Annotated in this window: 8 protein-coding genes; 1 reads left to right on the top strand and 7 read right to left on the bottom strand. The window is 65.9% G+C overall.

Translation table 11 applies throughout. The features are described 5' to 3' along the window. Positions 1-62 precede the first annotated feature (62 nt). The 5 genes from O6P39_RS24520 to O6P39_RS24500 form a co-directional block, all read right to left on the bottom strand. On the bottom strand, positions 63-1523 hold the full coding sequence (locus O6P39_RS24520) for a YdiU family protein (RefSeq protein ID WP_275608973.1): 1461 nt from the start codon (positions 1521-1523) through the stop codon (positions 63-65). A 58-nt stretch (positions 1524-1581) separates the two neighbouring features. Continuing rightward, entirely contained in the window at positions 1582-4938 is a 3357-nt protein-coding gene (mscK, locus tag O6P39_RS24515) for a mechanosensitive channel MscK (RefSeq protein ID WP_275608972.1), read from the bottom strand. An 83-nt stretch (positions 4939-5021) separates the two neighbouring features. Continuing rightward, positions 5022-6764: a potassium/proton antiporter gene (locus O6P39_RS24510; protein ID WP_275608971.1), complete on the bottom strand. Its 1743-nt coding sequence runs from the start codon at positions 6762-6764 to the stop codon at positions 5022-5024. 100 nt (positions 6765-6864) lie between these two features. Beyond that, on the bottom strand, positions 6865-7512 hold the full coding sequence (locus O6P39_RS24505) for a hypothetical protein (RefSeq protein WP_275608970.1): 648 nt from the start codon (positions 7510-7512) through the stop codon (positions 6865-6867). A gap of 198 nt (positions 7513-7710) precedes the next feature. Next, positions 7711-9513: an acyl-CoA dehydrogenase gene (locus O6P39_RS24500; RefSeq protein ID WP_275608969.1), complete on the bottom strand. Its 1803-nt coding sequence runs from the start codon at positions 9511-9513 to the stop codon at positions 7711-7713. A 133-nt stretch (positions 9514-9646) separates the two neighbouring features. Here O6P39_RS24500 and O6P39_RS24495 point away from each other — a divergent pair, with 133 nt between their 5' ends. Further along, on the top strand, positions 9647-10483 hold the full coding sequence (locus O6P39_RS24495) for a 23S rRNA (adenine(2030)-N(6))-methyltransferase RlmJ (RefSeq protein ID WP_275608968.1): 837 nt from the start codon (positions 9647-9649) through the stop codon (positions 10481-10483). 200 nt (positions 10484-10683) lie between these two features. On the opposite strand, the gene msrA is transcribed toward O6P39_RS24495, so the two are convergent. Both msrA and O6P39_RS24485 read right to left on the bottom strand, forming a co-directional pair. After that, positions 10684-11331 carry a peptide-methionine (S)-S-oxide reductase MsrA gene (gene msrA / locus O6P39_RS24490; RefSeq protein WP_275608967.1) on the bottom strand — a complete coding sequence of 216 codons (648 nt, stop codon included), beginning with the start codon at positions 11329-11331 and terminating at the stop codon, positions 10684-10686. A gap of 132 nt (positions 11332-11463) precedes the next feature. Next, the gene (locus tag O6P39_RS24485) at positions 11464-14163 is read right to left on the bottom strand and encodes an EAL domain-containing protein (protein WP_275608966.1); all 2700 of its coding nucleotides are present in this window, start codon (positions 14161-14163) and stop codon (positions 11464-11466) included. Positions 14164-14214 lie beyond the last annotated feature (51 nt).

Genomic DNA, 14214 nt, shown 5'->3' with positions numbered 1-14214 from the left:
ATGACCGGGAGCAATACCGCCGGGGCGCCGCTAGATCGCTTTTCGCTGAGCTTATAACCGACTCACGAGGAACAACTGATCTCCAGGTGCTTGCCCCAGTCCGGCGGACGGCGGGTGAAGGCCTCGGCACCGGGCTGCTCTTCGAATGGCTTGCTCAACACTTCATGCAGGCGGCGCACCACGCTGTAGTCGCCCTGTTCGGCGGCTGTGATGGCTTGCTGGGCGAGGTAGTTGCGCAGGACGTAGAGCGGGTTGACCGCGTGCATGCGCGCTCGCCTGTCTTCCTGGCTGCCACCTTCGCGCTCGGCGCGGGCGCGGTACTCGGCAGCCCAGGCGTCGAAGGTCGCCAGGTCGACGAAGTCCTCACGCACCACCGCCAGCGCCTGCTCCGGTGCCTGCTCGCCGAGGCGGCGGAAGAACAGCGAGTAGTCCACCGCGCCTTTCTGCATGGCCTGCAGCAGGGTTTGCACCAGTTCCAGGTCGCCGTCTTCCGCTGTGGTCAGCCCCAGGCGGCGGCGCATCAGGTCGAGGTAGTGGGCCTGGTAGAGCGGCAGGAACAGGTCCAGGGTGGCGCGCAGGTCGTCGACTTCGACGAAGGGCGTCAGCGCCTGGCCCAGCGCGGCGAGGTTCCAGTGGGCGATGGGCACCTGGTTGCTGAAGGAGTAGCGGCCCATGTCGTCGGAGTGGTTGCAGATGTGGTTGGCGTCGAAGTCGTCGAGGAAGGCGTAGGGGCCGTAGTCGAAGGTGATGCCGAGGATCGACATGTTGTCGGTGTTCATCACCCCGTGGCAGAAGCCGTAGGCCTGCCAGAGCGCGATCATCTCGGCGTTGCGTTCGACCACTTCGCGGAAGAGGGCGAGGTAGGGTTTCTCATCGCTCAGGCATTGCGGGAAGTATTCGCGCAGGACGAACTCGCCCAGGGTCTTCAGATGCTCTTCCTGCTTCGTGTAGTAGAAATACTCGAAGTGGCCGAAGCGTACGTGGCTGGGCGCCAGGCGCAGCAGCATGGCGCCGGTTTCCTTGGTCTCGCGCCATACCGTGGTGCTCGAGCCGGTGACGCATAGGGCGCGGCTGGTGGGGATGCCCAGCGCATTGAGGTATTCGCTGGCGAGGAATTCGCGGATCGAAGAGCGCAGCACTGCGCGGCCGTCGCCCATGCGTGAGTAGGGTGTCTGTCCGGCGCCCTTGAGGTGCAGGTCCCAGTGTTCGCCGGCGTCGTTCAGCACTTCGCCCAGCAGCAGGCCGCGACCATCGCCCAGGCGCGGGTTGTAGGCGCCGAACTGGTGCCCTGAGTAGACCATCGCCCGTGGCTCGGCCGCGTCCCACAGCTTGTGGCCGGCGAAGATTTCGGCGAACACCGGGTCGTCCGCTTCGCTTGGGTCGAGGTCTAGCAGCGCCATGGCCGAGGTGCTGGCGATGACCAGGCGCGGGTCGGCGATGGGGTCGGGCAGGACTTCGGTGGAAAAGACGTCGCCCAGGCGGGCGAAGCGGTTATCGAAGACGAGTTCGTCGAGCTTTTTCACTGGGTGACTCCGGATAAGTCCGAGCATTGTGCTCGGATTTATCCGGAGGCGTCCACCCTCAGGCCTTGCCGGCGTCGGGCTTGTCCTGCGCTGGCTTGAGCTGAACCGGCGTAGCAGAGGGCTGTTGGCCAATGATCAACTGGGCTTCCTGGCCTTGCAGGTTCTTCACGAACACGTCGACCTGGTTGAACGCCATGTCGATGCCTTTTTCGCGGAAGGCCAGGGCGATGCGGGTCAGGGTTTCATCCACCGCCGGGTTGCGGTCGCCCAGTTCGCGCACGTGGAAACGCAGTTCGTAGTCGAAGGTGCTGGCGCTGATGGTGGTGAAGTACAGCACCGGCTCCGGGTCGCGAAGGATGCGCGAGTTGGCGTGAGCCGCGTCGAGCATGATCTTGCGCGCCAGGGGCAGGTCGCTTTCGTAGGCCAGGCCGATCTTTATGGTGACCCGGGTCACCGTGTCGCTCAACGACCAGTTCACCAGCTGGCCGGTGATGAAGGTCTGGTTGGGGACGATGATTTCCTTGCGGTCGAAGTCGGTGATGGTGGTGGCGCGGATGCGAATCCGGCTGACGGTGCCGGACAGGCTGCCGATGGTCACCACGTCGCCGATCCGCACCGGACGCTCGAAGAGGATGATCAGGCCGGAGACGAAGTTGGAGAAGATCGCCTGCAGGCCGAAGCCCAGGCCGACCGACAGCGCGGCCACCAGCCACTGCAGCTTGTCCCAGCTCACCCCAAGGGTGGACAGCGCGCTGACGAAGCCGACGCCGCTGATGGCGTAGGAGAGCAGGGTGGTGATGGCGTAGGCGCTGCCCTGGGCCAGGGTCAGGCGCTGCAATACCAGCACCTCCAGCAGGCCGGGGAGGTTGCGCGCCAGAGCGACGGTCACTGCGGCGATCACCAGGGCCATGAGGAAGTCGCCCAGGCTGATCGGCGTGGTGGACGCCGCGTCACCGGTACCGCTGGTGTACTGGTAGAGGGTCACGTTGTCGAGGTAGGAGACCACGCTGATCAGGTCGGCCCAGACCCAGTACAGGGTGACCACGAAGCCGATCAACAGGCCCAGACGGATCAGTCGCATCGACTGTTCGTTGATCTGCTCGATGCCCAGGGTCGGCTCCTCGATCACCTCGGTGCCTTCGATGCCTTCCTTGGGCGCGTTCTGTCGGTTCTTCAGGGCGCGCTGGTAGGCCAGGCGACGGGCGGCGACGCCCATGCCGCGGACGAAGGTGGCTTCCACCACCATCCAGAACATCAGCAGGAAGAGGGTGTCGATGAGGCGGTCGGTGAGCTTGAGCGCGGTGTAGTAGTAGCCGAAGCCCACTGCCAGGAACAGCGCCACCGGCAGCACGGTGAAGCCCAGGCCGACGATCATCTTGATCATCGACGGGCGTTCGCTGGAGGGGCTGCCGAACAGCAGCTGGCCGAGTATCCAGGTCATCGCGGCATAGCCGAACAGCACGATAGCGATGCCGATCACGTCATCCGCCAGGCTGGCCGGCTGGTGCTCGGCGACCGTGACCACGGCAACCAGCGACATCACCACCAGGCCCAGTCGGCGCATCAGCTTGCCGAGGAACTGCACCTGTGGCTGGCTCCAGTGGAAGTGCCGCTCGGCGATGCCGCCCGGACGCAGGATGCGGTGTGCGGTGTAGAACACCAGCCAGACCTGGGCCATTTCCAGCAGGGCGCTGCCGAGGGTGGCGTTCTGTCCGCGGGCGTCGAGCAGCAAGGCCAGGCCGCCGATGGCCAGTGCCAGGGTGCCGGGCAACGCCAGTAGCACGGCGAGCAGCAGGGCCAGTGGGGTGTGCGCCTGGCTGTCGCGCTTGAAGTGGCCGATGTCGTCGTTCAGCGATTCCAGCTTGTCGTAGAGGAAACGGCGCTTCCACAGCAGGCCGGCGACCAGCAGGAGCAGCGGCAGGAACAGGAACGGACGGTCGATCAGGCCCTCGCCCAGCTCCTTCACGCCCGAGCCCCAGGGCACCTCGGAAAGCTGGTGATGCAACAGGACCGGGGTCATCTTGAACCACGACAGGTCCAGCGGGCGATTGCTGGGAATCCAGAACATCTGCTCGTCGAGGGTGTCGCGCAGCTTGTCGGCGGTTTCCTTGAGCTGCTTCTGGTTCAGCTGCAGGGTGATCGCCTCGTTGAGCAGCGCATTCAACTCATGGTTGAGGCGCTCCATCAGCTCCAGGCGGGTGTTGACCAGCTCGTTCAGGTCGCGGCGCAGTTGCGGGGTGATGCTTTCCTGTGGCTGCTGTGCCAGCAGGTTGTCGATGTAGATCTCGGAGCTGTTCAGCTCATCGCGCTTCTGGTTCAGTTCGAACTGGTACAGGCGCAGGTCGGCGATTTCGTCGGCCAGGTCGCGGTCGGTCCTGATCACCGGCAGGGATTGCTTCTGCTGGTAGAGGATCTTCGCCAGCAGCAGGCTGCCGCGCAGGACGTTGATCTGCTCGTCCAGCGCCTGCTCGCCCTGGGTCAGGTTGTCGAGTTGCTGCTTGGCTTCGAGGTTGCGCCGGGTCAGGGTGTTGAGGCGGTCGGTGGTGCGCAGCAGGTAGTCCGAGAGCTTGAGGTTGGTGGCGCTTTCCTGGCTGACCAGGCTGTCGGTGCCGGCGGCCTGGTCGGCGTCCTTGGACAGCGCGGCGACGGTTCTCTCAGACTGTTCGCGGCGCTTGCCGCTGATCATTGTCTGCAGTTCGAGGGTCTCCTGCTCCTCGCGACCGATGCGTTCTGCCAGCAGGTCGCGCTGACTGGAGGCGAGGTCGAGCAACAGGTTGTTGCCGGCCAGTTGCTGGCGCAGCAACTGGTTCTGCGCGGTGAGCGCGGCCTGTTCGGCCAGCAGCTCGTCGCGATGTTCGTCACCCAACGGCTTGCCGCTTTCCTTGCCGGCCTTGAGGAGTCCGGCGATTTCCAGCAGGCGGGTCTGGTTCCTGCTCAGGTCAGCCTGGGCGCGCTCGGGGCGGGTTTGCGCGGTGAGCGCCTCGCTCTTGGCGTCGGCCATCTCCTTCTGCCAGGTGGCCAGCTGGGTGGATTGTTCGTTGAGCAGCATTTCCAGTTGGACGGCGTTGTAGCCGGCGTAGCGCTGCGTGGCCGGTTTGTCGCTGCTGCCCTTGAGGCGGCTCAGGGTCTTCTGGTTCTCGCTGATCAGCCGGGGCGCATCACTCAGCCGGCCCTTGAGGTCGGCCAGTTGCTTCTCGCTGTCGCTCTTGGCCGCCAGCAGCTTAAGGGTGTTCTCAAGGCTCGCCTTGATCAGCTTGGCGTCGGCCTCCGGCAGTTTGCGCTCGGCCAGGCCGTCGAGGCTCTGCTGTACCTGGTCGGCACTGGGCGGGGTTGTGTCGGCGGCCAGCGCGGGCAGGCCGGTGAGCGAGCCGCCCAGGAGGACGACGGTGAGCAGGGTACGCAGCAGGAATGACATGGTCGCGATCAGCGGCTCGTGCGGAAAGTGGAGTGAGGTTAGTGCTGGCTGGCCGGCGCCCGCAAGCGAGCGCCGGTAGGCGGTCAGAGGAACAGACCGGGGCCGGGGCGGCCTTCGGGGAATTTGACCCCCACCTTGCGGATCTTGTTCCCGTCCAGGGCGGCGACGGTCCAGGTCAGGCCGTTCCATTCCACCTGGTCGCCGATGATCGCCTGGCCGCCGATTTCGTGGGCGATGAAGCGGCCCAGTGTCTGCTCGCCGTCCACGCCTTCCAGCTTCAGGCCATACAGCGAGGACACGGCCGAGAGCTGGGCGTCGCCTTCGAGGACGAAATCGCCGAAGAAGCGCGCACCCAGACCGCGGTCCGGCGCCTGGCTGAACAGTTTGCCCAGGGCGGGGAGGTCATGCTCGTGACCGATCACACAAAGGATATCGTCGGCCTCGAGGATGGTACTGCCGGACGGGTGCAGCAGCTGGGTGCCCCGGAACAGGGCGGCGATACGGGTGCCGTCGGGCATCTTCAGCTCGCGCAGGGCGGCGCCGATGCACCACTTTTCCTTGCTCAGGTGATAGACGAACAGCTCCCACTCACTGGTCGGGTGGACCTCCAGGCCGGCACGGGAGATCGGCGCCGGGTCCGGCGGCACAATCACCCGCAGCAGCTTGGCGGCCCAGGGCAGGCTGGTGCCTTGCACCAGCAGCGAGACCAGCACGATGAAGAAGGCCACGTTGAAGAACAGCTGCGCGTTGGGCAAGCCCGCCATCAGCGGGAACACCGCGAGAATGATCGGCACCGCGCCGCGCAGGCCGACCCAGGCGATGAAGGCCTTCTCGCGGCCATGGAAGGCGCGGAACGGAATCAGGCCGACCAGCACCGAGAGCGGGCGGGCGAAGAGGATCATCCACAGCGCCAGACCCAGCGCCGGCAGGGCGATGGGCCAGAGGTCGTGGGGTGTGACCAGCAGGCCGAGGACCAGGAACATGCCGATCTGCGCCAGCCAGGCCATGCCATCGAGCATGTGCAGGATGCCGTGACGGGAACGGATCGGCTGGTTGCCCAGCATCAGGCCGCACAGATAGATGGCAAGGATGCCGCTGCCATGCACCGCGTTGGACACGGCGAAAATCAGCAGGCCGCCGCTGATCACCAGCAGCGGGTAGAGGCCGCTGGCCAGGTGGATACGGTTGATCACCTGCAGCAGCAGCCAGCCGCCGCCCAGGCCGAGCAGCGAGCCGATGCCGAACTCGCGCAGGAAATGCCAGAGGAAGCTCCAGCTCATGCCGCTCTCGCCGTGGGCGAGCATGTCGATCAGGGTGACGGTGAGGAACACCGCCATCGGGTCGTTGCTGCCCGACTCGATTTCCAGGGTGGCGGTGACCCGTTCGTTGAGGCCTTTGCCGCCCAGCAGGGAAAACACCGCCGCGGCGTCGGTGGAACCGACGATGGCGCCGATCAGCAGGCCTTCCATCCAGCTCAGCTTGAACAGCCAGGCGGCGGCGATACCGGTCAGGCCGGCGGTGATCAGCACCCCGGCCGTGGCCAGCGATAGCGCCGGCCAGAGTGCCACACGGAAACTCGCCACCCGCGTGCGCAAACCGCCGTCGAGAAGGATCACGGCCAGCGCCAGGTTGCCCACCAGGTAGGCGATGGGATAGTTGGAGAAGCCGATGCCGCCGGGGCCGTCGGTGCCGGCGACCATGCCCACGGCGAGGAAGATGACCAGGATCGGGATGCCCAGTCGCGAGGACAGCGAGCTGACCAGGATGCTCATGCCGATCAGCACAGCAGCGATCAGGAAATAGCTGTTGATGGCCACGGCATCCAAAGTGTCGACCTCCAGGGGAGTTGGGGAGTGGCGACGCTACTCGGGGATCAGGATGCAGGCCGCATGCCAAGAGATTCTAACCTGCGGATTTGCAAGGCTGTCAAAGGTTAGTTGAGGTTCGTTCAGCGATGATTTCCGGCCAGGGCGCGGCATTGCTCCAGGCGGGGATCAGGTTGAGGGCGGACAGTGTCGCGGGTGCCCAGCGCAGCGGCTCATCGGGAACGAGCCGGGCCGCCAGGAGGCAGGCTTCCCGGTCCTGTTGCAGGGTGAGAAGTGCCTTGCGCACTTCGCCGGACGGGTCTTCCTGGCGGGGGCCACTGACGGTACGGATCTGCGCATGCCAGAGGCTCCGTGCCGAACTGCCGGCGGCGCCGCAACTGCCCAGCGGCTCCTGGTAGGAGGAGCCGAACTGGGCGTAGCCGGCATTCACCAGCGCATTGAAGTAGCGGCTCTGCGAGGCGATGGAGGGGCCGTCGCCGCCGCGCAGCACGGCCAGCCCGTCGATCATCGCCTTGTCGATGAGCTTCAGGTACTGGTCGACGTGCTCGAAGGCTTCGGCGCTGGGTTCGCTGTAGATGGGGGCGGCGCTCAGCGACTGCGTCGGGATACGCAACGGGCTTTCAGCGGGGAGTGCGTCCGCCGAGTCCGGGCTCAGCAAATGGACCATGCAGGTCAGCCCGATGACGGTGGAGAGCAGGGACAGCAGGACGTGCAGGAGGCGAGGGCGTGTCGGGGAGTGCGTGGTCATGGGCGTGACGGTCGTGAAGTTGCGCGGGCGCTATTCAACGGCAGGTCACCCAGGTTTCGCTGTAGGCTGGTTTGCTGGTGTTTGTCAGGCTTTTTGGTTGTTGATGAGGGAAAAAGGTCAGCCGGGTGCTGCTGCACCGCTCTGGACTGTGGGTAAAAAAAGCCCCGGACGTGACCGGGGCAGGAGGGGCATGCAGGACTAGAACCAGGTGTCCTGCATGGTCGAACAGGTGTCGTCGCGGGCTTCGAGCAAGGCCAGTTCGTGGTGGCAGGACGGTACTTCCCAGGTCAGGAAGTAGCGTGCGGCTTGCAGCTTGCCACGGTAGAAGTCGGTGTCGGCTGCATCGCCACGCGCCAGGCCCTCCTCGGCGCGGATCGCCTGTTCCAGCCAGCGCCAGCCGATCACCGCGTGACCGAATACCTTCAGGTACAGCGCGGAGTTGGCCAGGCCCTGGGCCACGCGGCCCTGCATCAGGTCGCCGAGCAGGCTCAGGGTGGTGGCCGACAGGCGCGCCATCAATTGCTCCAGCGGCTCGCGCAACGTGTCCAGCGACGGGTGCGCCTGGGCGCGTGCGCAGCACTGGTTGATCAGGCGGGTCAGTTGCTTGAGGCCGGCGCCGTTGTTCTGCGCGAGCTTGCGGCCCAGCAGGTCCAGCGACTGGATGCCGTGGGTGCCTTCATGAATCGGGTTCAGGCGGTTGTCGCGGTAGTACTGCTCCACCGGGTATTCACGGGTGTAGCCGTGGCCGCCGAGGATCTGGATGGCCAACTCGTTGGCCTTGAGGCAGAACTCCGAGGGCCAGGATTTGACGATCGGGGTGAGCAGGTCGAGCAGCTCGTGGGCCTGCTTGCGCTCCTCCTCGGTGGGCAGGGTCTCGCAGTCGTCCACCAGGCGCGCGGCGTACAGGCCGAGGTCGAAGGCGCCTTCGACGTAGGCTTTCTGGGTCAGCAGCATGCGCCGCACGTCGGCGTGCTCGATGATCGCCACGGGTGCCGAGGTCGGGTCCTTGGCGTCTACCGGGCGGCCCTGCGGGCGCTCGCGGGCGTATTCCAGCGAGTACAGGTAGCCGGCGTAGCCGAGCATGATGGCGCCCATGCCGACACCGATGCGCGCCTCGTTCATCATCTGGAACATGTAGGCCAGGCCGTGGTGCGGCTTGCCGACCAGATAGCCGACGCACTCGCCTTTATCGCCGAAGTTCAGCGCCGTGGAGGTGGTGCCGCGCCAGCCCATCTTGTGGAACAGCCCGGCCAGGGCCACGTCGTTGCGCGCGCCGAGGGAACCGTCGGCGTTGACCAGGAACTTCGGCACGATGAACAGGCTGATGCCTTTCACGCCGGGCGGCGCGTCCGGCAGCTTGGCCAGGACCATGTGCACGATGTTGTCCGACAGCGGGTGATCACCGCCGGAGATGAAGATCTTGTTGCCCTTGATCCGGTAGCTGCCGTCGGCAGCCGGTTCCGCGCGGGTGCGGATGTCGGCCAGGGACGAGCCGGCGTGGGGCTCGGTCAGGGCCATGGTGCCGAACCAGCGGCCCTCGATCATCGGCTGGAGGAACAGGCGCTTCTGCTCGTCGCTGCCGAAGGTCTCGATCAGGTGGCTGGCGCCCATGCTCAGCATCGGGTAGGACGAGGTGGCGATGTTGGCCGACTGGAAGTGCGCGAAGCAGGCGCGCGACAGCAGGTGCGGCAGTTGCATGCCACCCTGTTCGAAGCTGCGCGAGGCGTTCTGGAAGCCGGCCTCGTTGAAGGCGTCCACCGCCGGCTTCACCTCCGGGATCAGCACCGCGCCGCCATCGACGTACTGCGGTTCGTTCTCGTCGTTCTTGCGGTTGTGCGGGGCGAACAGCTCCTCGGCGATGCCACGGGCGGTACCCAGGGCGGCGTCGAAGGTCTCGCGGTTGTGGTCGGCGAAGCGTTCGCGCTGGGTCAGGGCCTCGGCATCGAGTACTTCGTAGAGTTCGAAAGCGAGGTTGCGGGAGCTGAGCAGGGTCTCGGACATGGATCGACCTCCGTGGGAATGGCCGCAGTCTAGTCTGGTGAATGAACCTCGCACAGAATCATCCACGAGCGTGATAAAGGGCTAAAACACCTCGACTACGGCTACACTGCGCGCCTTGAGGAGTCTGCCATCCATGAACTACCGCCATGCCTACCACGCCGGCAACCACGCCGACGTGTTCAAACACATCGCCCTGGCGCGCATCTTCGCGCTGATGGCGCGCAAGGACACGCCCTTCGCCTACCTCGACAGCCACTCGGGCGTCGGCCTGTACGACCTGCTGGGCGACGAAGCCAGCCGCACCGGCGAGTGGGAGTCGGGCATCGGCCGCCTGTGGGAGCGTGATGACCTGCCGGAGCTGGTGCTGGACTACCTGGAGGTGGTGCGCGCCCTCAATCCCGACGGCGGCCTGGAGTTCTATCCCGGTTCGCCGGAGCTGGCGCGCCGTCTGACCCGCCCGCAGGACCGCGTGCTGCTCAACGAGCTGCACCCCGAGGATGGCCGCCTGCTCAAGGCCAACATGGGCGGCGAGCGTCGCATCGCCGTGCACCAGGGCGACGGCTGGCTGCTGCCGCGAGCCTTCCTGCCGGTGTCCGAGAAGCGTGGCGTGCTGCTGATCGACCCGCCGTTCGAGCAGGGTGACGATCTGGAACGCTGCGTGGCCGCGCTGGACGAGGCCATCGGCCGCATGCGCCAGACCGTGGTCGCCATCTGGTACCCGATCAAGGATCGTCGCCAGCTCAAGCGCTTCTACCAGCGCCTGGAGAAGAGCTCGGCGCCCAAGCTGCTGCGCGCGGAGCTTTGCGTGCATCCGGCGGACACGGCCGAGCGCCTGAACGGCTCCGGCCTGGTCATCGCGAATCCGCCGTGGCCGCTGGACGAGGAGCTGCGCGGCCTGCTGCCGTGGCTGGCGGATACGCTGGCGCAGAGCGAAGGTAGCTGGCAGTTGGACTGGCTGATTGCGGAATGAAAAAAGCCCCGGCAATGCCGGGGCTTTTTTGTGGGAGCAACCATTATTCCTCTTGAAACGCTGTGCCTGCGTGTCCCCTCACCCCAGCCCTCTCCCTAAGGGAGAGGGAGCTGTCCGTGCCGGCTGACTGAGTCGTTTCCTCCTGCGCCGAACGGTCCCCTCTCCCGCTTGCGGGAGAGGGATAGGGTGAGGGGCTTTTGTTACGCCGGCAGGCACACGCCGGTGCCGCCCAGGCCGCAATAGCCGTTGGGGTTCTTCGCCAGGTACTGCTGGTGGTAGGCCTCGGCGTAGTAGAACGGCGGTACCTCGCGGATTTCCGTGGTGATCTCGCCGTAGCCCTTGGCGCTCAGCTCTTTCTGGAAGGCCGCGCGGCTGGCTTCGATGGCAGCTTTCTGCGCCTGGTCGAACCAGTAGACCGCCGAACGGTACTGGGTGCCGGTGTCGTTGCCCTGGCGCATGCCCTGGGTCGGGTCATGGGATTCCCAGAACACTTTGAGCAGCGCCTCGATGCTGGTCTCTCGCGGGTCGAAGACCACCAGCACCACTTCGCTGTGGCCGGTCAGGCCGGAGCAGACTTCATCGTAGGTCGGGTTCGGGGTCAGGCCGCCGGCATAACCCACCGCCGTCACCCACACGCCCGGCTGCTGCCAGAAACGCCGCTCGGCGCCCCAGAAGCAGCCCAGGCCCAGCACGATCTGCTGCAGGCCGGCGGGGAAGGGAGCAGTAAGCGGACGGCCATTGACGTAATGCGCTTCCGGCACTGGCATCGGGCTTTCCCGGCCCGGCAGGGCTTGGGCGGAGCTGGGCAGTTCCAGCTTGTGGGCAAGTATTTGCGAGCGCAGGGTCATGGCATTCGTCTCCTCTGAATGGGGGCGGCAATAGACTCGGGTACTCGCCGAAGATTACAGCGTTTGATTCGCTTTGCGGGATGTTTGAGCGGATTCGTGGGCATGGCTGCGGGCACGCCGCGCCAGAGCGGCTCAATTCGGGCGGCAGGGATAGCGTTGCAGGCTGGAGGAGAGATCGACGCCGGGAATCGGCCGGTCGAACAGGTAACCCTGGCCGATGTCGCAGCGGTTGCGCCGCAGGAAGGCCAGTTGGGCGGCGGTCTCGACGCCTTCGGCGACCACCTGCAGCTTGAGGTTGTGGGCCATGGCGATCACCGCCGAGGTGATCTCCATGTCGTCCTGGTTGTCGGGAATGTCCTTGATGAAGCTGCGATCGATCTTGATCACGTCGATGGGGAATTTCTTCAGGTAGCTCAGCGACGAGTAGCCGGTGCCGAAGTCGTCCATGGCCAGGGTCAGGCCGAGGTCCTTCAGGCTCTCCAGTTGCTGGCGGGTGTCATCGGTGGCGTCCAGCAGCAGGCTTTCGGTGAGTTCCAGTTCCATCTGGCCGGCGGGGATGCCTTCCTCGTGGAGGATCGCGGCGATGGAGCCGACCAGGTCGGGGTCGCTGAACTGCTTGGGTGACAGGTTGATGGCGATGTGCAGCTCGCCCAGGCCCTTGGCGGCCAGTTCGCGCACCTGTCGGCAGGCCTGGCGGATCACCCATTTGCCGATGGGGATGATCAGGCCGGTTTCCTCGGCCACGCTGATGAACTGGTCCGGGCGGATCATGCCCTTTTCCGGGTGCTGCCAGCGCAGCAGCGCTTCCAGGCCCAGCAGCTGCCCGCTGCGCAGGCACAGCTTGGGTTGGTAGTGCACCGCCAGTTCGTCCTGCACCAGCGCGCGGCGCAGGTTGCTTTCGACGAACAGCTTGTAGCTGGCCTCGGCGGTCATCGCTTCGGTGAAGGTCTGCACCTGGTGCTTGCCGTTGGCCTTGGCCTTGTGCAGCGCAAGGCCGGCGTGCTTCATCAGGGTCTGCGGGTCGTGGCCATGCTGTGGCGCGTAGGCGATACCGACGGAGCCGGTGATGCTGATCAGCTGGTTGTCGACGAACAGCGGCTTGTCGAGCACGTCGAGGATCTGTTCGGCGATCTGCTCGCCACGGCCGGCCACCGATTCTTCCAGCAGCACGGCGAATTCGTTGCTGGCGAAACGCGCCAGGGTGGTGTTGTCGCTCAGGCTGCTGCGCAGGCGCCGGGCCAGGTTGGCCAGCAGCTTGTCACCGGTCTGGTGGCCGAGGCTGTCGTTGATCCGCTTGAAATTGTCGATGTCCACCAGCAGCAGGCCCAGCGAGTGCCGGCTGCCGGCCTGCAGGCGCTCTTCCAGGGCGCTGATGAAGAAGTGCCGGTTGGCCAGCCCGGTGAGGTTGTCGCGGTAGGCGAGCTTCTCGATGTGCTGCTGGGCCAGCTTGCTCTGGGTGATGTCTTCGTAGATGCCGATGTAGTGGGTCAGCTTGCCCCGGTCGTCGTGGACCTTCGACAGCGACAGTTGGCCCCAGTAGGGCTCGAGGTTCTTGCGCCGGCTGCGGAATTCGCCTTGCCAGCTGTTCTGGGTGACCAGGGTGGAGCGCGCATCGAACAGCAGCTCGCTGAGGTTGGCCAGGGCGGGCAGTTCCGGCAGGTGGCGGCCGCGCACTTCATCGGCGCCGTACTGGGTGATGGCGGTGAAGCTGGGGTTGACGTATTCCACCAGCCCGTCGCGGTCGATCAGCAGGAAGGCGCTGGCGCTCTGCTCGACGGCGCGCTGGAACAGGTGCAGGGCGCTGGAGACGTTGCGCCGTTCGTGGTTCATCAGCACCTGGGCATACTGGTCGGCCAGTTCGCCGGCGAAGGCGATCTCGTCGCTCTGCCACATGCGCACTTCGCCGACGTGCTCCAGGCACAGCACCCCGACCACTTCGCCGCCGATGCGGATGGTGGCGTCGAGCATGGCGTTGACGCCCTGGGGGCGCAGGTAGCGCTTGGCCAATTCCTGGGTGCGCGGGTCCTGGATGGCATTGTGGGCGTCGATGGCGCGGCCGCTGTGCACCGCGTCGAGGTAGTGGGGGAAGCTGCTGGCGTCGATGTCCTGCGGCTTCTCGTACTGGTCGATGTCGCGGCGGTAGACGGTGACCGCTTCCAGACGATTGTCCGGATGCAGACGCCAGATGCCGGCGCGGGCCACGTCATAGACTTCGCAGGCGGCCTGGGCGATCAGCTGCGCGGCTTCCAGCAGCGGGTCGCTGGACAGGTAGCGGTGCCGCGCCAGGCGCACGATCAGGTTCTGCTGGGTGCGCGAGCGCACCAGGTGCTGCAGGTGTTCGTCCTGGGAACGCTGGTACATCTCCAGGGACATCTTCAGGCGCAGGTTCTGGGCTTCCAGTTCCTGCAGTCGTGGGTCCGGCGCGGCGGTCTGGGCGTCGCCCTCGTCCTGCAACAGGAAGCCGTGCAGCAGTTGCCGGCCGTGCTGCTGGAAGGCCTCGCCGACCTCCAGGATGTTCAGCGGGCCGCGCGGCGAGTGCAGGCAGTAGCGCACCTGGTAGCGACCGTCCTGCAGCAGTTGCTGCTGGACCTGCTCGTGCAGGCGATGCCGCGCCTCGGGCTCCATCAGGCTGGCGTAGGGGGCATCGAGGATGCCGCAGAGGTCCTGGGCGGGTACGCCGATCTGGCGTTCGCAGCCCGGGTCGAGGAACAGCAGGGTCCAGCTGGATTCGTTCAGGCGCTCGAAGCGCAACAGCCCGAGCCGCGAGGGGACCGGGAGTTGCGTGACAACCTCGGCCACCGAACGGCTGGCGGCATCGGGATGACTCTTCATGCGCGGTGTGATTTCCAGGTACGGGCGAGGTGCATTGCCTCGGCCGAATTC

The organism is Pseudomonas sp. PSE14, from assembly GCF_029203285.1.
Taxonomy (GTDB): Bacteria; Pseudomonadota; Gammaproteobacteria; order Pseudomonadales; family Pseudomonadaceae; genus Pseudomonas.
This window is presented reverse-complemented; position numbering and strand designations above follow the sequence as displayed.

Coding starts and splice junctions, on each gene's coding strand:
- O6P39_RS24505 (WP_275608970.1), bottom strand. CDS start 7,512: ATGACCACGCACTCCCCGACACGCCCTCGCCTCCTGCACGTCCTGCTG.
- O6P39_RS24500 (WP_275608969.1), bottom strand. CDS start 9,513: ATGTCCGAGACCCTGCTCAGCTCCCGCAACCTCGCTTTCGAACTCTAC.
- O6P39_RS24485 (WP_275608966.1), bottom strand. CDS start 14,163: ATGAAGAGTCATCCCGATGCCGCCAGCCGTTCGGTGGCCGAGGTTGTC.
- mscK (WP_275608972.1), bottom strand. CDS start 4,938: ATGTCATTCCTGCTGCGTACCCTGCTCACCGTCGTCCTCCTGGGCGGC.
- msrA (WP_275608967.1), bottom strand. CDS start 11,331: ATGACCCTGCGCTCGCAAATACTTGCCCACAAGCTGGAACTGCCCAGC.
- O6P39_RS24495 (WP_275608968.1), top strand. CDS start 9,647: ATGAACTACCGCCATGCCTACCACGCCGGCAACCACGCCGACGTGTTC.